This is a genomic window from Pseudomonas sp. A2, assembly GCF_023100865.1.
In the GTDB taxonomy this organism is placed as follows: Bacteria; Pseudomonadota; Gammaproteobacteria; order Pseudomonadales; family Pseudomonadaceae; genus Aquipseudomonas; species Aquipseudomonas asiatica.
In genome coordinates this window covers 1,910,276-1,929,265 of sequence record NZ_CP039127.1, presented here as the reverse complement: position 1 = coordinate 1,929,265, position 18,990 = coordinate 1,910,276, and the positions used below count along the sequence as shown (strand labels likewise).

The following is an 18,990-nucleotide window of genomic DNA, read 5'->3' as shown; positions in this document are numbered from 1 at the left end:
GATTTCTCGCTTTCCTACACAGCACGCAAGTACCCATCGTCGAGATGGAACGCTAACTCAGCAACGGCGCCACTTTGCGGCAAAATATGCGCCTGGCAAGGGCTTTGCCCTTGGTCGAGGGTGAACCCGCTCCCACAGGGCCCCGCAGAATCAGGGAGTTACAAAATAACCGGCACTCGCACTTACCTGCGGGCAGCAACTGCCCTGCCGTACTGCCTTGGGTTACCATACCCGGCTCCGCGAAGCCCATCATTCACGCCAAGCCCCCGCTTGCTCGACTCGACACCAACAGGTCATCCATGCGTCTGTTTCATACCTCCGACTGGCACCTGGGCCAAAGCCTGCACGGCCAGGAACGCGACTTCGAACACGCCTGCTTCCTCGACTGGCTGCTCGGCCAGCTGCGCCTGCGCCAGCCGGATGCGCTGCTGATCGCCGGGGATATCTTCGACACGGTCAACCCGCCGGTCAAAGCCCAGGAACGTCTCTACGACTTCATCGTCCAGGCCCACGAGCAACAGCCGAAGCTGGACATCGTGATGATCGCCGGCAACCACGACTCCGGCTCGCGCATCGAGCTGCCCGCGGCGCTGATGCGCCGCCTGCGCACCCATGCCCTGGGCCGTGTGCATTGGCTGGACGAGGGCCAGCTGGACGCCGAGCGCCTGCTGATTCCGCTGACCAACGGCCGCGGCAAGGTCGCCGCCTGGTGCCTGGCCCTGCCCTTCCTGCGCCCGGCCGAAGTGACCGGCCCGCAACTGGGTGACGACTACCTGCAAGGCATAACCCAGGTGCACCAGCAGCTGATCGCCGCCGCGCAAAAGAAGCGCAAGAAGGACCAGGCGCTGATCGCCATCAGCCACGCGCACATGGCCGGTGGCGCGGTGTCGGAGGACTCCGAGCGCAGCCTGATCATCGGCAACGCCGAGGCGCTGCCGGCCAAGCTGTTCGACAAGGCCATCAGCTACGTCGCCCTGGGCCACCTGCACAAGCCGCAGAAGGTCAACCGCGAAGAACGCATCCGCTACAGCGGCTCGCCGATCCCGCTGTCGTTCGCCGAAATCAACTACCCGCACCAAGTGCTGGAAGTGGAGCTGGACGGCACTGGCCTGGTCAGCGTCGAACCACGCCCGGTACCGCGCGCCGTAGCCCTGCAACGGGTCGGCCCGGCACCACTGGGCGAACTACTGGAACAGTTGGCCGAGCTGCCAGTGATCGACCTGCTCGAAGACCCCAACCGCCAGCCCTGGCTGGAGGTGCGGGTGATACTGGATGAGCCGCAACCCGACCTGCGCCAGCAGATCGAAACCGCACTGCAAGGCAAGGCCGTGCGCTTGATCCGCATCAGCGCCGAATACGCCGGCCGCAACAATGCCGAAGACGATGACATGGCCTTTGTCGAACTGGCCCAGATGACCCCGCAGGACCTGTTCAGCCGCGCCTGGGAGCAGGCCTATGGCAACCCCGCCGACGAACAGGCGCTGGCCGACTTCGCCCTGCTGTTGCAGGACGTGCAGCAGGAAGAGGAACAGCCATGAAGATTCTCGCCATCCGCCTGAAGAACCTGGCATCCCTGGCCGGCCCGGTCGATATCGATTTCACCGCCGAACCGCTGGCCAGCGCCGGCCTGTTCGCCATCACCGGGCCTACCGGGGCGGGCAAGAGTACCCTGCTCGACGCCCTGTGCCTGGCGTTGTTCGGCACCGTGCCACGGCTGAACGACATTGGCCGCGAGGCCAAGGTGCCGGATGCAGACGGCGAGATCCCTACCTCCGACCCGCGCAACCTGCTGCGCCGCGGCACCGGCAGCGGCTTTGCCGAAGTCGATTTCGTCGGCATCGATGGCCGCCGCTACCGCGCCCGCTGGGAAGCCAACCGCGCCCGCGACAAGGCCAACGGCAAGCTGCAGCACAGCCGCCAGAGCTTCTATGACCTGGACAGCGAGCAGGTGCTGGGCAGCGGCAAGAACGAATACAAGCAACTGGTCGAAGCCCGCCTGGGCCTGAACTTCGAACAGTTCACCCGCGCGGTGATGCTGGCCCAGAGCGAATTCGGCGCCTTCCTCAAGGCCGACGACAAAGAACGCAGCGAGCTGCTGGAAAAGCTCACCAACACCGCCATCTACACCCGCCTGGGCCAGCGGGCCTTCAGCAAGGCACGCGAAGCCGGCGAGGCCCACAATGCCCTGAAGGACCGTGCCAGCCACCTGCTGCCGATGGCCGCCGAAGCCCGCGCCGAGCTCGACCAGCGCCTGGAACAGGCGCAACAGCAGTTCAAGGCCGACCAGGCCGGCGAGCGCCAGCTGGAACAGCAACGCAACTGGCTGAACGAGCAGCGCCAGTTGCAGGCCCAGCACGCCGAAGCCGGCACCGCGCTGCAGGCCGCCGAGCAGGGCTGGCAACAACTGGCTGACCAGCGCCTGGACCTGGTGCGCCTGGAGCGCCTGGCCCCGCAGCGTCACCAGTTCCACCGCCAGCAGACACTGACCGCGCAACTGGCACCGCTGGTAGCGAAGATCGCCGAACAACAGCAGCAGCAAGCCGAGCTGCAAGTGCGCACCAGCGAGCTCGAACAGGCACTGGGCGCCGCGCGTCAGGCGCTTGCCGATAGCCAGGCCCAACACAGCGAGAACGCCCCTCGCCTGCGCCAGGCCTTTGCCGCCCAGGACAACCTGGCCCGCCTGGACCAGGAGCTGGCAGCACAGCGCAGTGCCAGCCAGCAGGCCGAGCAGCAGGTCGCCGAAGGCCAGCAGCACCTGCAGCAGCTGGAAGACAACCAGCAGCGCAGCCTGCAGCAACTGGCGCAGATCGACACCGCGCTCGCCGACAGCCAGCACCTGGCGGGCCTGGCCAATGCCTGGCACGCCTACCTGCCGCAACTGAAGCAAGTGATGCTGATCGGTGGCCGCCTGGCCAAAGGCCGTGAAGAGCTGCCCGGCCTACAGGCCCAGGCCAGTCAGGCCAATGCGCACTTGCAGGCCGAGCGCGATGCCTTCGAGCTGCTGTTCCGCGAAGCCAAGGCCGAACCCCAGGCCCTGGCAGAACAGATCGACCTGCTGGGTGGCATGCTGCAGGACAACCGCAAGCAGCAGCGCGCCGTGGAAGAACTGTCACGCCTGCATGGCCGTGAACTGGAACTGCGCCAGCAGCTGGAGGCCGTGCGCGTGCGTCAGCAGCAGGCCATGCAGCAGCGCCAGCAACTGATTACCGAAGGCACCGCCGCCAAGGCCGAGCTGGAAGCCGCCGAGCAAGCGCTCAACCTCACCCGCCAGTTGCTGGAACGCCAGCGCCTGGCACGCAACACCAGCGTCGAAGAGTTGCGCGGCCAGTTGCGCGACGGCGAACCCTGCCCGGTGTGCGGCAGCGCCGAGCACCCGTTCCACCAGCCTGAAGCGCTGCTGCAAAGCCTGGGTCGCCATGATCAGGCCGAGGAAGACGCGGCGCAGAAGCAGGTCGAAACCCTCAACAGCAAGCTGGTGGAGCTGCGCACCCAGCTGGGCGTGGTCAACGCCCAGCTCAAGGATTACCAGCAGCAACAGCAGCAACTGGGCGAACAGCTACAACCGCTGGTGGCCCAGGTGCAGGCGCACAGCCTGTGGCCGGCCCTGGCCCCGCAGGACGACAATGCCCGCAGTGCCTGGCTCGACAGCCAGCTGCGGCGCCTGGACGAAGAAATCGGCCAGGACGAGAAACGCCAGAGCGCCCTGCTCGCCCTGCAAAAAGATGCAGCCCGTCTCAACCAGCAATTGCAGGCCGCCCAGCAGGCGCAACAGCAGGCCCAGCGCCACCTGGAGCAACAGCACCAGGCCCTGGCCAGCGACGAGCAGCAGTTGCAGCAAGGCCTTGAGGACCTTGCCGGCGTATTGCCCGAAGAGGCCCTCAAGGCCTTGAACGACGACCCGGCCAATGCCTTCCTCGCCCTGGACCAGCAGATCGCCCAACGCCTGCAGCAACTGGAGCAGCGCAAGGACGAGCAGGAAGAACAGCAAGCCCGCCAGGCCCAGCTGGACAAGCTGCGCGACCAGCAGCAGGCACGCGTGCAGACCCAGCAGCAGCTGCAGCAGAAACTTGCCGCCCTCGACGAGCAGCGCCAACAGGCCCAGGCTTCGCTTGGCGAACTGCTTGGCGGGCACGCCAGCGCCGAAGCCTGGCAACTGCATATGGACGCCGCGCTGGAGCAGGCCCGCGCCCTCGATGCCGACACTGCCCAGCGCCTGCAGGACTTGCGTACCCAAGGCGTGCAACTGGCCAGCGAACTCAAGGCCAACACCCAGCAGCAGCAGGCGCTGGACGCCGAGTGCCAGCAGTTGCAGGGCCAGATCGCCCAGTGGCGCGCAGAACACCCGGAACTGGACGACGCCGGCCTGGATCGCCTGCTGGCCATGGAGGACGCGCAGGTAAATGAACTGCGCCAGCGCCTGCAAGGCGCCGAAAAGGCCATCGAACAGGGCCGCGTGCTGCTGCAGGAACGTGAACAACGCCTGCAGCAACATGCCGCGCAAATGACTGTGGACACCTCGGCCGACGCCCTGGAACAGGCCCTGAGCGAACTGCGCGAACGCCTGGCCGGCCATGAGCAGCAATGCGCCGAACTGCGTGCACAGCAGGCCGATGACCAGCGTCGCCAACAGGCGCACCAGGCGCTGGCGGCGGAAATCGAACAGGCCCACCAGCAGTGGCAACGCTGGGCTCGCCTGAACGCACTGATCGGCTCGGCCTCGGGCGATGTGTTCCGCAAGATCGCCCAGGGCTACAACCTCGACCTGCTGCTGCACCACGCCAACGCCCAGCTGCGCCAGTTGGCCCGCCGCTACCGCCTCAAGCGCGGCGGCAGCGCCCTCGGCCTGCTGGTGCTGGACACCGAGATGGGTGACGAATTGCGTTCGGTGCACTCGCTGTCTGGCGGGGAAACCTTCCTGGTGTCGCTGGCCCTGGCCCTGGGCCTGGCCTCGATGGCCTCCAGCACGCTGCGCATCGAATCGCTGTTCATCGATGAAGGCTTCGGCAGCCTCGACCCCGAGTCGCTGCAACTGGCAATGGATGCACTCGACGGCTTGCAGGCCCAGGGCCGCAAGGTGGCGGTGATTTCCCACGTGCAGGAAATGCACGAACGCATCCCGGTGCAGATCCAGGTGCGCCGCCAAGGCAATGGCCTGAGTGACGTGGAGGTGTGCGGGTGATCCTCTACTCGTTCCGCCGCTGCCCCTGGGCCATGCGCGCGCGCCTGGCCCTGCGCTATGCGGGGTGCGAGGTGGAGATTCGCGAGGTAGCGATGAAGAACAAGCCGGCAGAACTGCTGGCCTTGTCACCCAAGGGCACGGTGCCGGTACTGGATACCGGTGCCGGGGTGCTCGAAGAAAGCCTGGACATCATGCGCTGGGCGCTGGCGCAAAACGACCCCCAGGACTGGCGGCTGCAGGCCGACCCTGTGGCGGCGCAGCAGGCTGAAACACTGATTGCGCGCAACGACAGCACGTTCAAGGCGCAGGTGAACCTGTACAAGTATGCCGAGCGCTACCCCGAGCATACCCGCGAGCATTACCGCCAGCAGGCCGAGGCCTGGCTGGCGGAGCTCGAAGGCCTGCTGGCAGGCAGGCCCTACTTGCTGGCCACGCACCCGAGCATTGCCGATGCCGCGTTGCTGCCCCTGATGCGCCAGTTTGCCGGGGTCGAACCGCAGTGGTTCGCCGAGGCGGCTTATCCGCGGGTGCGGAGCTGGCTGGAGGGGTGGCTGGCTTCGGAGCTGTTCAGGTCAGTCATGGCCAGGTAGCTTCACGCGATCCCTTGTAGGAGCGGCCTTGTGTCGCGATAGGGGCGCGCAGCGGCCCCAGGTTTTTGCGTCACAGCAGAAATTGCCGGGGCCGCTCTGCGGCCCTTTCGCGACACAAGGCCGCTCCTACAGGGACCGAGTCAGCTTCAATGGGTGTGCTTGCCACTCAATGCCGCATGGAAATTGGCACTCTGGCGCAGGTACTGTTCGGTGTAGCTATGGGTAGCGGACGCCTTGCCGCTGCTGTCGGCATGGGCATGCGCTGGCAATACGACCGAAGCGGAAATGGCGGATGCGGCAATGACCGGGAAGAGATTGAAGTTCATCTGGGCTGACCTCGACGGCGGTGGTTTGACGTTGGCCCGTTTGGGCCTTGGGTCAAACTTACGCCGCCGAAGCCGCAGGCAAAAATTCATTGCGCCAGTATCGACTATCACGCCGATCGATATCACTCGATGAACTTCAGGTCCGATGGCGCATCCTGCTTCAGCGTCTGCACCGTCTCCAACAGCTTGCCGCTGCGCGGATCGCGGCGTATCACCACGATCTGGTTGCTCTTCTGGTTGGCCACCAGCAGGAAGTTGTCACTCGGGTCGAGGGCGAACTCGCGGGGATGATCCCCCTCCACTGAACGGCGCTGCAGGAACGTCAGCTGGCCATCCTGCTTGCCCACGCTGAACACCACGATCTCGTTGGCCGTGCCTCGGTTGCTCACATACAGAAAGCGCCCGTCTGCCGACAGGTGCAAGCCACCTGCCGCTTTCGCCGCAGCTTCCTTGCTCTCGGTCAGGGGCAGGCGCTGGCGTTCGACCAGGTTGCCCTCCTGCACGTCGAACATCACCACTTCGGCACTCATTTCCAGGGTCAGGTAGGCGTGCCGACCCTTGGCGTCGAACAACAGGTGGCGCGGCCCGCTGCCCGGCGGCAGGTCCACCGACGCGGGGATCGCCGGCGTCAACGGGTGGTCTGCGCTGGCACCGTCGTAGCGGTAGATGTACACCTTGTCGGCACCCAGGTCGCTGGCATACAGGTGGCGGCCGTCCGGTGACAGCACCAGCGAATGCACATGGGCGCTAGCCTGGCGCTCGGGGTTGACCCCGCTCGCCTTGTGCCGGGCCTGTTGCACCACCGGCTTGAGCTTGCCGTCCTTGGCCACCGGGACTACCACCAGGCTGCCGCCGGGATCGGGCTTGACCGCGTAGTTGGCGACGAACAGATAACGCTGGTCCTGGCTGAGGCTGGCGTGGGTAGGCTCGTCACCTTGGCTGGGCACCTGGTTGAGCAGCTTGATCTCGCCTTTTGCACTGACGGCGAAACTGCTGACCCCGCCCTTCGGCGTTTCGTTGACCGCAAAGAGCTGGCGTTGATCGGCCGACAGCACCAGCCATGAAGGGCTGACACTCTCCACCACCTGCTGCGGCGACGGGTCGATATGACCGGTCTTTTCGTCGAACCCGTAGCGGTAGATGCCCTGGCTGGCGCCATCGGTGTAACTGCCCACCAGCAAGGTGGCGGCGTGGGCATGGATGGTCAGGCTCATCAGGCTAGCGGTCAGCAGGCTCGTCCAGATCCGATTCATCTTCGTCATCATCCGGGGCGCGAAAGGCACTCATACAGACTAGCCGATGCGCGCCGTCGGCATCGTCGAGTTGCCACTCGTCACCCACGGCGATGGCAGCTGTGATCTGCTCGGGGGTGAAGGTCCAGCGGCGGAGCTGGCGGCCGTCCATGCATTCGATGGTGAGGCCGGATTCATCGGAGGTGAAGTCGAAGGCGTGCAGGCCGTCGATCAGGAGCATGTCGCAGGACTGCAGGGCGGTGGCGAGGGGGGACATGGGGGTACCAATCTGAAATGAGTTGGCATTATAGCCTTGGGGCTGCCTTGCAGCCCATTCGCAGCACAAGGCTGCTCCTACAGGGGGACCGCGAACCTTCTGTAGGAGCAGCCTTGTGCTGCGAATGGGCCGCAAAGCGGCCCCCGGCAATTCAATGAGCGAAAATGGAGCCCCCCTCCTTGCCCACCATCTTCTCAGGCTTGATCAGGAACCTTGCCAGCGCCGGCAGCAGCCACAGCGCACCGAACATGTTCCACAGCAGCATGAAGGTCAGCATCAGCCCCATGTCCGCCTGGAACTTGATCGCCGAGAAAATCCAGGTGCACACGCCGATGGCCAGGCACAAGCCGGTGAACAGCACTGCCTTGCCGGTCGAGCGCAGGGTCTCGTAATACGCCTCCTGCAACGGCAAACCGGCGCGCAGGAAGCTTTCCAGCCGGCTGTAGATGTAGATGCCATAGTCCACGCCAATGCCCACACCCAGCGCCACCACCGGCAAGGTCGCCACCTTGACCCCGATGCCCATGTAGGCCATCAGCGCGTTGCCCAGCACCGAGGTCAGCACCAGCGGCAGGACGATGCACAGGGTGGCGGCGAACGAGCGGAAGGTAATCAGGCACATCACCGCCACGCAGATGTACACCAGGATCAGGATGGTCAGTTCGGCCGACTTGATCACCTCGTTGGTCGCCGCTTCGATCCCGGCATTGCCCGCCGCCAACAGGAACTGCAGGCCTTCCTTGTTGTGGCTGTCGGCAAACGCCTTGGCCACGGCAGTGACCCGCTCCAGGGTTTCGGCCTTGTGGTCGTTGAGGAACACCAGCACCGGCGCCAGCGAGCAGTCGCCGTTGTACAAGCCGTCGGCGCGGGCGATGGAGTTGTTGAGGATGTCCGGGTTGCGCGACAGGGTTTCCCATTTCAGGCTGCCCTCGTTCATGCCCTTGATCACCTGCTTGGACACGGTCACGAGGGAAATAGCCGACTGCACGCCCGGGGTGTTCTGCATGGTCCACATCAGCTCGTCGATCGGCGCCATGGTCGAGTGGATCGAGCAGCTTTCCGGCGGGGTCTTGACCATGATCACCAGCACATCGGAACTGGTCGAGTAGTTACTGATGATGAAGTTGTTGTCCTGGTTGTAGCGCGAGTCCGGGCGCAGCTCCGGCGCGCCCTGGTCGAGGTCGCCGATCTTCAGGTTCTGGCTGTACCACAGGCCACCGGCGAAGGCGACCAGCGCCAGGGCCACCGACACCGGCGCCACCTTGGCACTGGCGAAGTTCGACAACAGGCGCCAGAACGGGTGCTCGCGTGTGGCGTCCTGCTTGCTGCGCTCGACGGCCTTCTTGCTGATGCCGACGTACGAGATCGCTACCGGCAGCAGGATGAGGTTGGTGAACACGATCACCGCCACACCGATGGAAGCACCGATGGCCAGTTCACGAATCACGCCGATGTCGATAATCAGCAGGGTGATGAAGCCCACGGCGTCGGCGAGGATGGCGATCATCCCCGGCAGGAACAGCTGGCGGAAGGTGCGCCGGGCGGCGGTCAGGGCGTTGTCGGCGTCACTCGACTGCAGGGCGATACCGTTGATCTTCTGCACCCCGTGGGAAATGCCGATGGCGAAGATCAGGAACGGCACCAGCATCGAGTACGGGTCCAGGCCAAAGCCCACTGCATGCATCAGGCCCAACTGCCAGACCACTGCCACCAGGGTAGTGATGAGCACGGCGATGGTGCTGCGGATGCACCAGGTGAACCAGTACAGCAGCACCCAGGTGATGGCCAGGGCGACGCCGAAGAACATCGCCACCATCACCAGGCCGTCGATCAGGTCGCCGACCTTCTTGGCGAAGCCGACGATGTGCACCTTCACGTTGGGGTTCTGCGCCTGGAACTTGTCACGGATCTTTTCTTCAAGCTGGTGCGAGAACTGCTGGTAGTCCAGCTTCACCTGCTTGCCTGGGTCCTGCGGGTCGGGGTAGCTCTCCAGCAGTGGCACATCGACGATGCTGGACTTGAAGTTGTTGCCCACCAGTCGCCCCACCTGGCCAGACTTGAGCACGTTGTCGCGCAGGGTGTCGAGGCTGTCCTGCGAGCCGTTGTAGGTGTTGGGGATCACCTCGCCACCCGAGAAGCCTTCCTCGGTGACCTCGCTCCAGCGCACGCTGGGGCTCCACAGCGACTTCAGCCCGGCACGGTCGACGCCAGGGATGTAGAACACTTCGTCATGGATCTGCCGCAGGGTCTCCATGTAGTCCTTGTCGAAGATGTCGCCATTCACGGCCTCCACCGAAATGCGCACGGTGTTGCCGAGGTTGGCCAGGTCGTTGCGGTGCTCCATCATCTGCTCGATGAACGGGTGCTGCAGCGGGATCATCTTCTCGAAGCTGGTGGACGGGCGAATCTGCGTGGCCTGCCAGAACAGGAAGATGCTGACCAGCACGCACAGGGCGATGACCACGGGGCGATTGTTGAAGATCAGGCGTTCGAGCAACGTGGCCTTGTCCTGGTGATGCGGGTGCATGGTGATGCTCTCCCTGCTGGTCATGGACGCACCTCCTGGTCAGCACCCTGCGGGTCAGCCAGGTGCACGCCACCCTGCCCTACCAGCAGCAGGCCGCCATCGGCCAGGCCGCTGACGCCGGCCAGGGCAATGCGGTCGGCGCGGTTGTAGACACTGAAGGTCTGGCCGTCATCGGTACTGCGCAGCACGCTGCCGCCATTGCCGACCAGCACCAGGCTACCGTCCTCGACAAGCGTAGCGCCTGCCAGGCCGAATTCGAGGGTGCCACGTGCGGCCTTGAGCTCGATCGGTTGCCAGCTGTCACCGAAATCGGTGGAGCGGAACAGGTTGCCGCGCAGGCCGTAGGCCAGCAATGTGCGCGGCTGTGCAGTGCCGATCACGCCGAACAGCGAGCCCTCGTAGGGGCCTTGAACCTTGGCCCAGGTCTGGCCGTTGTCGGCTGAGCGGAACATGCCGCCCTGCTCGCCGACAATGAACAGGCCCGCGTCACGCACCTGGGCGATACCGTTCAGGTGCAGCTGGTCGGGGTTGTCCAGGCGCTCGGCCACGTCCTGCCAGTGCTGGCCGCCGTCGGTGGTTTCCAGCAAGGCGCCGTAGGCACCTACGGCAAAGCCGTGCCGGGCGTCGAGAAAGGCGACATCGAGCAAGGGTGCTTCGCGGGACAGGTCTTCGAACTGCTTGCTCCAGGTGGCACCACCATCGCTGCTGGCGAGCACCAGCGCATCGTGGCCGACGGCCCAGCCGCGCTTGTCGTCGAGGAAGAACACTGCGGTCAACAGTTGCCGGGTGGGCACCCGCGCCTGGGTCCAGGTTCTGCCCTGGTCGTCGGAGAACAGGATATGACCGCGATCGCCCACTACCACCAGGCGCTTACCGGCATGGGTGGCGTCGATCAGCAGGCTTTGGCTGGCCTTGGCCGATTCGGTGGAATATTCGTCGGCGGCAGCGGCTTGCACGCTGTCAGCCCACACGCCGAGCCCCAGCGCCAGTACCGCGCTGGCTGCCAATGGCCAGGCAAAGCGCCTGTTCTGTTCCCTCATGACTGTCCCCCTGTTGTGTTCTTGTCTGGTGGTCAATGCACTGCAGGTACTGCGAAAAGCCTGATCTAGAGGCCCGCAATAGCTTGAGGGGATCGTAGCGGGGATGTTTGCGGGAACACAACGGGCGGGGTGTTATGTTTTGTTGTCGGCTCCAAAAGCTTCGCGGGTAAACCCGCTCCCACAGGTCCTGCACAGCCCGTGAAAGCGGTGCAGGACCTGTGGGAGCGGGTTTACCCGCGAAGAGGTCGGTTCAGGCTACGGAAAACTCAAGCCAGGCTCTTGCTCACAACCTCATACACATCACTGGACAACTCACCAGAAGCCAGAATTCGCTCCAGCTCGCCCTTCATCAGGGCCTGACGCGCATCGTCATACTTGCGCCAGCGGGTCAGCGGTGCCAGTTGCCGCGAAGCGATCTGCGGGTTCAGCGCATTCAGCTCGATCACCAGGTCCGCCAGGAAGCGGTAGCCGGAGCCATCCGCCGCATGGAAGTTGACCAGGTTCTGCCCGGCAAAGGCGCCGATCAACGCACGTACCTTGTTCGGGTTCTTCAGGGTGAACGCCGGGTGCTGCATCAGCGCCTTGACCCGCGCCAGCCCGCCCGGCAGCGTACTGGCCGCCTGCACGCTGAACCACTGGTCCATGACCAGCGGGTTGTCCTTGAAGTGCTCGGCAAAGGCTTCCAGCGCCTTGGCCCGCTCGGCCTCGAACGGCGAGTTGACCAGCACGGCCAGGGCGGTCAGGCGCTCGGTCATGTTGTCACAGTGCTCGAACTGCTCCAAAGTCGCCTGCAGCACCTGCGGCTTGCCGCTCTGCATCAGGTACGACAGCGCGATGTTCTGCAGGCTGCGGCGAGCGAAATGCTCGGCCGAGGCCACGTAGGCGGTGCTGCGCGACACTTCGCGGTTGGCCTGGTAGCGCGCCCACAGGGCGTCGAACAGCTGCTCGGCGATCTGCTGGCGGGCGAACTCGCGGGCAGCATGGATGGCGTCCACGTCGGCCACCTGGCTGATCTCGGTGAGGTAGGCCTCACCCGGCAGCGAGAGCATTTCGGCAACCATGGCCGGGTCCAGCGACTCGTTGCCGAGCACGGTGCCCAGGGCGGTGATCAGGCGCTGGTCGAGCTTCAGTGCCTCGCCGCGCTGATGCTGGCCGATCAGCTCCTGCAGCACCTGCACCGACAACTGCTGCCCCGCCTCCCAGCGGTTGAAGCCGTCGCTGTCGTGCTGCATCAGGAACATCAGCTGGTCGCGGTCGTAGGGGAAGCTCAGCTTGACCGGTGCACTGAAGCCACGCAGCAGCGACGGCAGCGGCTTGGCCTGGATGCCCTGGAAGGTGAAGGTCTGCTCGGCCTCGGTCACCGACAGCACGCGGCTGGTGCCCTGCGCCGTATCTTCGCCGGCGAGTTGCAGCGGCAGGTCGTCGCCTGCGGCATCCAGCAGGCCAAGCTCCACCGGGATCACGAACGGCAGTTTTTCGGCCTTGTCCGGGGTCTGCGGGCAGCTTTGGCGGAAGGTCAGGCTGTAGGTTTGCGCGGCCGCGTCATAGGCCTCGCTGACTTCCAGGCGTGGGGTGCCGGCCTGGTTGTACCAGCGCTTGAACTGGGTGAAGTCGACGCCGTTGGCGTCTTCCATGGCCTTGATGAAATCGTCGGTAGTCACCGCCTGGCCATCGTGGCGTTCGAAGTACAGGTCGCTGCCCTTGCGGAAGCCGTCTGCGCCCAGCAGGGTACGAACCATGCGCACCACTTCGGCGCCCTTCTCGTACACGGTCAGGGTGTAGAAGTTGGAGATCTCGATGAAGCTGTCCGGGCGCACCGGGTGGGCCATGGGGCCAGCGTCTTCGGCGAACTGGTGAGTACGCAGGTAGGCCACGTCTTCGATGCGCTTGACCGTGCGCGAGTTCATGTCGGCGCTGAACTCGGCATCGCGGAACACCGTGAAGCCTTCCTTCAGCGACAGCTGGAACCAGTCACGGCAGGTGACGCGGTTGCCCGACCAGTTGTGGAAATACTCGTGGGCAACCACGCCTTCGACGCGCTGGTGGGCGGCATCGGTGGCGGTTTCGGCACGGGCCAGCACACAGCTGGAGTTGAAGATGTTCAGGCCCTTGTTTTCCATGGCGCCCATGTTGAAGTCGTTGACCGCGACGATCATGAAGATGTCCAGGTCGTACTCGCGGCCATAGACTTCTTCGTCCCAGCGCATGGACTTCTTCAGGCTGACCATGGCGTGGTCGCACTTGTCGATGTTCTCGGGCTCGACATAGATGCGCAGGGTCACGTCACGGCCGGACTGGCGGGTGAAGCTGTCCTCGACGCACCACAGGTCACCGGCCACCAGGGCAAACAGGTAGGCCGGCTTCATGAACGGGTCTTCCCAGGTCGCCCAGTGGCGACCATCGTCTGCCGGCCCGCTGCCGATCGGGTTGCCGTTCGACAGCAATACCGGGTAGCGATGCTGCTCGGCGATCACCGTGGTGGTGAAGGTGCTCATCACGTCCGGGCGGTCGAGGTAGTAGGTGATCTTGCGGAAGCCTTCGGCCTCGCACTGGGTGCAGAACATCTTGCCCGACTTGTACAAGCCTTCCAGCGCGGTGTTGCTCTCGGGGTGGATCTTCACGCTGGTGTCGAGGGTGAAGCGCTCGGCCTTGGGCTGCACGGTCAGGCCGTCGGCGTCGAGCTGGTAGTCGCCCGGCTGGAGTTCCTGGTCATCCAGCGAGGCGCGCAGCAGCTCCAGCTGCTGGCCATCGAGTACCAGTGGCGGCAGGCCGGCACCGCGTGCCGGGTTGCGGCGCATGACCAGTTGCGCGTGAACCAGGGTATGGTCCTCGAACAGCTCGAAGGTCAGGTGCGTCTCGTCGATCAGGTACTCGGGCGCCTGGTAATCCTTGAGGTAGATCACTTGCGGTTGTTCGGTACGCATGTGCAGGTCCTTTTTACTGGAGCACGGCCAACTGGTAGGCCGTGTACTTGCGAATATTGATCACACCGGTGTCGAAGATCAGGTACTGGCCCTTGATGCCCAGCAGCGTGCCTTCCACTACCGGGTCCTTGTCGAGGTTGAAGCTGACGATCTTCGATGGGTAGGCCTCGACCGGGTACTTCATCTGCACCACTTCGGCGTCGGCCAGCGGCTGGATCGCCTGCAGGCCGAAGCGCCCCTGCAGCTCGCGCAGGCCATCGGCACAGGCGTCGAAGACCTGTTCACGAATGGCCACCAGGTCGAGCTCCTCGGCATCGCCCTTGAGCAGGGCGCGCCAGTTGGTGCGGTCCGGCACCTGGCTGCGCAGCAAGTCTTCGACCAGGCCGGACTGCTGGCGGGTGGCCACGCGCACGATCGGCAGGGCCTGGGTGGCGCCCTGGTCGAGCCAGCGGGTGGGCAGCTGGGTGGCGCGGGTGATACCGACCTTGATCCCCGACGAGTTGGCCAGGTAGACCACATGGTCGGTCATGCAGAACTGTTCGCCCCACGACGGTTCGCGGCAGGTGCCGGCGTCATAGTGGCACTTTTCCGGGGCCATGATGCACACGTCACACTGGGCCAGTTTGGTCATGCACGGGTAGCAGTAACCCTGGCTGAAGCTGGTCTTGGTGCGCTTGCCACAATGGCTGCAGTGAATGGCGCCAAGATACTCAAGGCGCAGGCGCTGGCCGATAAACGGGTTGACCGGCACCTGCGTGTCATCAAGGCGAAAGCTGTACTGCACCACTGGCGCCTGCAGGCTTACCGCCATCTTGCTCAACGAGCCACGAGCGAGTTCGATCAATGTACCGAGTCCGACTTGAACAGAATGTTGGCGATCGGCGCGGACTTCGAGGCGCATTCCTGCGGGCCCATGTAGCCGGTACGCTGGTCTTCGGGCAGGTTTTTCATCTCCCAGGCGATTACCGCCTGCAGCGACAGCTCTTTCTGCTCGGCAGTGAGCTTGCGGCCATCCGACCATTTGCCGATTTCCACGGCCAGTTTCAGGCTCTCGTAGATTTCCGGGGTGATGTTTTCGATCATTTGCGCGAAAGTGGACATAGTGTCTCCTGATTCAAGCCGACAGTTTACGCCGGGCAAGCGCCCCACCCAAGAGCCCGGTCAGGCATCCGATGAGCAGCCCGCCGACGTGGGCAGCGTTGGCGATCTGGCCAAGGCCCAGGGTGTCGATCACGCCGCTCAGGCACACCACCAGCCAGATCAGCATCATCACCAGTACGCCCTTGGGCAGGTTGAAGTAACGGTCGGGTGCCAGCCACTGGTACAGCCAGATGTGCCCGAGCAGGCCGTACAGCACGCCGGACAGGCCACCGAACAGGCTCGGCCCGCTGCTGTAGTGCTGGGCCAGGTTGGACACCAGGCTGAACAGCAGGGTCAGGCCCAGCAGCGCCCACGGGCCCTGGCGCAGTTCGATGCGTTTGCCCAGCTCCCAGTACCACAGGCTGTTCATGGCCAGGTGCAGCACGCCGAAATGCAGCAGCATGGGCGATACCAGGCGCCACCACTGGCCTTGGTCCAGGCTTTGCGCCAGCGGGCTGAAGTACAGGTAGTCGCCCTGGACGCGGAAATCGAGGAAGGTGAACCAGCTGATGGTGGTGAAATTGTCGCCAAGGCCGGTGAGGCCGGCGACGATGAAGCACAGCAGCAGGGTGATAGTGGTGACTTTGCAGGCTTTGGCCTGTTCTGCCAGGGAGGGTTGTGTGGGGCTATTCGCGGGTAAACCCGCTCCCACAGGGTCCTGTGCAAGTTCGAGGTCGGCGTTGCCGTCGGGGTAGCGCTGGTAGAGTTCGCGGACGTCTGCGGCCAGGGTGTCGGGGGCCCAGAGCACCTGGGCATCGCCCTCCTCGCTGACCCGGTGCGGCACCTGCAGGCGCTGCAGCAGGTGAACGAAGCCGCTGAGGTCGACCGACAGCGGCAGGCGCATCACTTCGATAATGTTCATTGGTTGGCCTGTGGGCGGTCGACGTCGACCCAGACGAACTTGTGCGGGTCGATGCGGGTTTCATCATCCAGCCGGTAGGCGGCCAGCTTGCCATAGAGCACGGCGCTGTAGTCCAGGCAGGCCAGGTTGGCGCGGATCGGCGCCGGGCGGCCGCTGCGCCAGTAATGGCCGACGAACAGCATGGGCTCGTCTTCGGCATAGCGCAGCAAGGCGTTCTTCTGGCTGTGACTGAGCGGGGTGCTGGCCACTTCCGCGGGCAGGGCGTCTGGCTGGAACACGATGTCGCCGTAGGTTTGCGGGTCTTCTTCCCAGAACTTGGTACGGAAGAAGGCACGGGTCAGGCCGTCGCCACCGGTGAGGGTCAGGCCGTCCGGCAGGCGCATGTCGGTGCCGCGCAGCAGGCGGTTGCACACGGTGGCAGCAAAGCTGCCGTTCACCGCCGAGGCCTGGATGAAGTGTTCGTCGATGCGCCCGTCGGGGTACTGCTGGCGCAGCGGCTCGATCAGCCGCGGGTCCCAGCAGGCATGCACCAGGCGGAAACGCCCGGCGTCGACGAACAGCGGCAATTCGTAGAACCAGTTGACGAAGTCGTGCCAGTCAGCGGGGTGGTGGGCAAATTGGGTCAGGGTTTCGTCGATCAGCCGGGCGTGGCGTGGCGTATGCTCGCGCACAAAGGCCTTGCCGCTGCCAGGCAGTGCCGGGGTGACCCAGCCCAGCGCGTTGTACTCGTGGTTGCCCATGATGCAGAACGCCTGGCCGGCCTCGACCATGTCGTGGACGATGTGCAGCGCCTCGCGGATGCGTGGCCCGCGGTCGACGATGTCGCCAAGGAACAGCGCCTGGCGCCGCGGGTGGCGCCACACGCCTGCCACACGCTTGTAACCGAGGGCGTCGAGCAGGCGTTCAAGGGTCAGCGCACAACCGTGCACGTCACCGATGATGTCGAAACTACGCGCCGGATCGAGCATCAGTCGTCCCTGCTTCCCAGCCGGCTGCCCCAGCCGAGCTTGGTGCGGCAGACCTCGTAGTAATTGTGGTCCAGCGGGTGGATCAGGCGCAGCTTCTGCGGTTTCTTGCTCACCGTGATGGTGTCGCCGGGGGCGCAGGTGAAGTGGTTCTGGCCGTCACAGGATACCTGCGGGTAGATCTGCAGGTCCTTGGACACCACGATCTTCAGTTCGCTGTTGCCGTCGACCACGATCGGCCGGCCCGACAGGGTGTGCGGGTACATCGGCACGATGACGATGGCATCGAGCTTGGGGTGCATGATCGGGCCGCCGGCCGACAGCGCGTAGGCGGTGGAGCCGGTGGGGGTGGCGACGATCAGGCCGTCGGCCTTCTGGCTGCAGACGAACTGGCCATCGATGTAGATCTCGAACTCGATCATGCGCGTGGACTTGCCCGGGTGCAGCACCACATCGTTCAGCGCATCACCCTGTCCGATGGCTTCGTTGTGGCGGCGTACCTCGGCCTGCAGCAGGAAGCGGTTTTCCACCAGGTAGTGGCCGTCGAGCACTTCGGCGACCTTCTCTTCCAGCTCGTCGGGGCGGATGTCGGTGAGGAAGCCCAGGTTGCCACGGTTGATGCCCAGCACCGGAATGTTGTGCCGGGCCAGGGCGCGGGCGGCGCCCAGCAGGCTGCCGTCGCCGCCGACCACAATGACTAGGTCACAGACCTCGCCCAGCAGCTTGCGGGTGGAGGTTTGCAGGCCATGGCCAGGCAACACTTCGGCGATGGTGTCCTCGAGGATCACGTGCAGGTGGCGCTCGATAAGAAATTTTTTCAGTCGGCGAATGGTGTCGAGCACCTGGGAGCTGCCAAGGCGGCCAATGATACCGATATTGCGAAATTGCTCCATGGGGCTCCTGCGAGGCTCTGCGGCGGGTGACTATGCCGCGATTATGGGCGAAACCACCGGGTAGCGGCAAACCGGCTATGCTCGCAGGATGATGCCATTCGCCCTGCTCCACGACCTGCCCCGGCAGCTACGCCGCCCCAACGTGCGCGACCTGGCCTGGGCCCTGCTGTCGCCCCCGTTGCTCAGCACCCCGCCCTGCCCCCAGCGCCACCCGCTGGCGGGCAGCCTGTGGGCGGACCAGCCACAGCGCCTGGCAGACTGGCTGCGGGCGCTGGATGACAATGACCGCCCATTGCGCGACTGGCTGGCGCAGCTGGGTAGCCGGCGCCTGGGGCACTACTACGAACGGCTGTGGCAATTCGCCCTGGGCCAGGCCCCGGGCATCGAACTGCTGGCGGCCAACCTGGCGATTCGCGAAGGCGGGCGCACCCTGGGCGAGCTGGATGTGGTGCTGCGCGACCGCGATGGTGTGCACCACCTGGAACTGGCCATCAAGCTGTACCTGGGTCCGGAACACCCCGGGCACGACCCCGACGCCTGGCTAGGGCCAGGCTGCCATGACCGACTGGGAAGCAAACTGGCGCACCTGGCACGGCACCAGTTGCCCATGTCGGCGGGGGCACACAGCCGCGAGGTGCTGGCCCGGCTGGGGGTGGAGCAGGTGCAGGCGCATGTGTGGCTGGGTGGCTATCTGTTCTACCCGTGGCCCGGGCATGCGCAGCCACCACAGGGCGCCAACCCGCAGCACTTGCGCGGGCGCTGGTTGCGGCGGCGGGACTGGGTCATGGGCGAAGGTGAGCAATGGCAGCCGCTGCAACGGCATGCCTGGCTGGCGCCGGCGCGGGTCGAGGCGCATGAGTGCTGGGCGGTGGAGCAGTTTGCGGCGTGGCTGCATGTGCTGGAACGGCAGGCTCCGGCGCAGTTGCTGGTGAGGTTGGAGCAAGAGGCTGACGGGGCGTGGCAGGAGGCCGAGCGGGTGTTTCTGGTGGCTGACAGTTGGCCATTTACACCCGAGGCATGATGCAGGCTGTTCCG

Annotated in this window: 15 protein-coding genes; 4 read left to right on the top strand and 11 right to left on the bottom strand. The window is 64.9% G+C overall.

Going from position 1 to position 18,990, the window contains the following annotated elements; genetic code table 11:
* Positions 1-299 precede the first annotated feature (299 nt).
* From E5221_RS09020 to E5221_RS09010, 3 genes are read left to right on the top strand one after another with little or no spacing between them, the layout of a single operon-like run.
* Positions 300-1,538 carry an exonuclease SbcCD subunit D C-terminal domain-containing protein gene (locus E5221_RS09020; RefSeq protein WP_247847162.1) on the top strand — a complete coding sequence of 413 codons (1,239 nt, stop codon included), beginning with the start codon at positions 300-302 and terminating at the stop codon, positions 1,536-1,538.
* Entirely contained in the window at positions 1,535-5,179 is a 3,645-nt protein-coding gene (locus E5221_RS09015) for an AAA family ATPase (protein WP_247847160.1), read from the top strand. Before E5221_RS09020 ends, E5221_RS09015 begins: the two co-directional genes overlap by 4 nt.
* Entirely contained in the window at positions 5,176-5,769 is a 594-nt protein-coding gene (locus tag E5221_RS09010) for a glutathione S-transferase (RefSeq protein WP_247847159.1), read from the top strand. The genes E5221_RS09015 and E5221_RS09010 overlap by 4 nt, the downstream gene beginning before the upstream one ends.
* Positions 5,770-5,915: 146 nt before the next feature.
* On the opposite strand, the gene E5221_RS09005 is transcribed toward E5221_RS09010, so the two are convergent.
* From E5221_RS09005 to E5221_RS08955, 11 genes are all read right to left on the bottom strand, one after another.
* Positions 5,916-6,095 (bottom strand): hypothetical protein, encoded by a 180-nt coding sequence (locus E5221_RS09005; RefSeq protein ID WP_039614541.1) that lies wholly within the window; start codon positions 6,093-6,095, stop codon positions 5,916-5,918.
* A 122-nt stretch (positions 6,096-6,217) separates the two neighbouring features.
* Complete coding sequence (locus tag E5221_RS09000) at positions 6,218-7,348, bottom strand: lactonase family protein (protein WP_247847157.1); 1,131 nt, start codon at positions 7,346-7,348, stop codon at positions 6,218-6,220.
* Entirely contained in the window at positions 7,314-7,604 is a 291-nt protein-coding gene (locus E5221_RS08995; protein WP_013971631.1) for a DUF5629 family protein, read from the bottom strand. Before E5221_RS08995 ends, E5221_RS09000 begins: the two co-directional genes overlap by 35 nt.
* 151 nt (positions 7,605-7,755) lie before the next feature.
* Complete coding sequence (locus tag E5221_RS08990; protein WP_024086538.1) at positions 7,756-10,131, bottom strand: RND family transporter; 2,376 nt, start codon at positions 10,129-10,131, stop codon at positions 7,756-7,758.
* Positions 10,132-10,151: 20 nt separating this feature from the next.
* Positions 10,152-11,171, bottom strand: a complete 1,020-nt coding sequence (locus tag E5221_RS08985) for a YCF48-related protein (RefSeq protein ID WP_247847156.1) — start codon at positions 11,169-11,171, stop codon at positions 10,152-10,154.
* Positions 11,172-11,437: 266 nt separating this feature from the next.
* Complete coding sequence (gene pepN / locus E5221_RS08980) at positions 11,438-14,095, bottom strand: aminopeptidase N (RefSeq protein WP_247847154.1); 2,658 nt, start codon at positions 14,093-14,095, stop codon at positions 11,438-11,440.
* A gap of 13 nt (positions 14,096-14,108) precedes the next feature.
* Positions 14,109-14,939 (bottom strand): DUF2797 domain-containing protein, encoded by an 831-nt coding sequence (locus E5221_RS08975; protein WP_061552330.1) that lies wholly within the window; start codon positions 14,937-14,939, stop codon positions 14,109-14,111.
* Entirely contained in the window at positions 14,936-15,196 is a 261-nt protein-coding gene (locus tag E5221_RS08970; RefSeq protein WP_003260154.1) for a DUF1315 family protein, read from the bottom strand. The genes E5221_RS08975 and E5221_RS08970 overlap by 4 nt, the downstream gene beginning before the upstream one ends.
* A gap of 13 nt (positions 15,197-15,209) precedes the next feature.
* Positions 15,210-16,097: a rhomboid family intramembrane serine protease gene (locus E5221_RS08965; RefSeq protein ID WP_023662506.1), complete on the bottom strand. Its 888-nt coding sequence runs from the start codon at positions 16,095-16,097 to the stop codon at positions 15,210-15,212.
* Complete coding sequence (locus E5221_RS08960; RefSeq protein WP_013971625.1) at positions 16,094-17,065, bottom strand: metallophosphoesterase; 972 nt, start codon at positions 17,063-17,065, stop codon at positions 16,094-16,096. Before E5221_RS08960 ends, E5221_RS08965 begins: the two co-directional genes overlap by 4 nt.
* Positions 17,065-17,955, bottom strand: coding sequence for an NAD(+) kinase (locus E5221_RS08955; RefSeq protein WP_013971624.1), 891 nt, complete (start codon positions 17,953-17,955; stop codon positions 17,065-17,067). Before E5221_RS08955 ends, E5221_RS08960 begins: the two co-directional genes overlap by 1 nt.
* Before the next feature lie 88 nt (positions 17,956-18,043).
* Here E5221_RS08955 and E5221_RS08950 point away from each other — a divergent pair, with 88 nt between their 5' ends.
* Positions 18,044-18,976 (top strand): DUF1853 family protein, encoded by a 933-nt coding sequence (locus E5221_RS08950; RefSeq protein WP_247847153.1) that lies wholly within the window; start codon positions 18,044-18,046, stop codon positions 18,974-18,976.
* Positions 18,977-18,990: the final 14 nt, after the last annotated feature.

Excerpts from the sequence above, each read along its gene's own strand:
- E5221_RS08995 (WP_013971631.1), bottom strand. The coding sequence starts at position 7,604 with ATGTCCCCCCTCGCCACCGCCCTGCAGTCCTGCGACATGCTCCTGATC.
- E5221_RS09005 (WP_039614541.1), bottom strand. The coding sequence starts at position 6,095 with ATGAACTTCAATCTCTTCCCGGTCATTGCCGCATCCGCCATTTCCGCT.
- E5221_RS09000 (WP_247847157.1), bottom strand. The coding sequence starts at position 7,348 with ATGAATCGGATCTGGACGAGCCTGCTGACCGCTAGCCTGATGAGCCTG.
- E5221_RS09020 (WP_247847162.1), top strand. The coding sequence starts at position 300 with ATGCGTCTGTTTCATACCTCCGACTGGCACCTGGGCCAAAGCCTGCAC.
- E5221_RS08965 (WP_023662506.1), bottom strand. The coding sequence starts at position 16,097 with ATGAACATTATCGAAGTGATGCGCCTGCCGCTGTCGGTCGACCTCAGC.
- E5221_RS08955 (WP_013971624.1), bottom strand. The coding sequence starts at position 17,955 with ATGGAGCAATTTCGCAATATCGGTATCATTGGCCGCCTTGGCAGCTCC.
- E5221_RS08970 (WP_003260154.1), bottom strand. The coding sequence starts at position 15,196 with ATGTCCACTTTCGCGCAAATGATCGAAAACATCACCCCGGAAATCTAC.
- E5221_RS08990 (WP_024086538.1), bottom strand. The coding sequence starts at position 10,131 with ATGCACCCGCATCACCAGGACAAGGCCACGTTGCTCGAACGCCTGATC.
- E5221_RS08960 (WP_013971625.1), bottom strand. The coding sequence starts at position 17,065 with ATGCTCGATCCGGCGCGTAGTTTCGACATCATCGGTGACGTGCACGGT.
- pepN (WP_247847154.1), bottom strand. The coding sequence starts at position 14,095 with ATGCGTACCGAACAACCGCAAGTGATCTACCTCAAGGATTACCAGGCG.
- E5221_RS08950 (WP_247847153.1), top strand. The coding sequence starts at position 18,044 with ATGATGCCATTCGCCCTGCTCCACGACCTGCCCCGGCAGCTACGCCGC.
- E5221_RS08985 (WP_247847156.1), bottom strand. The coding sequence starts at position 11,171 with ATGAGGGAACAGAACAGGCGCTTTGCCTGGCCATTGGCAGCCAGCGCG.
- E5221_RS09015 (WP_247847160.1), top strand. The coding sequence starts at position 1,535 with ATGAAGATTCTCGCCATCCGCCTGAAGAACCTGGCATCCCTGGCCGGC.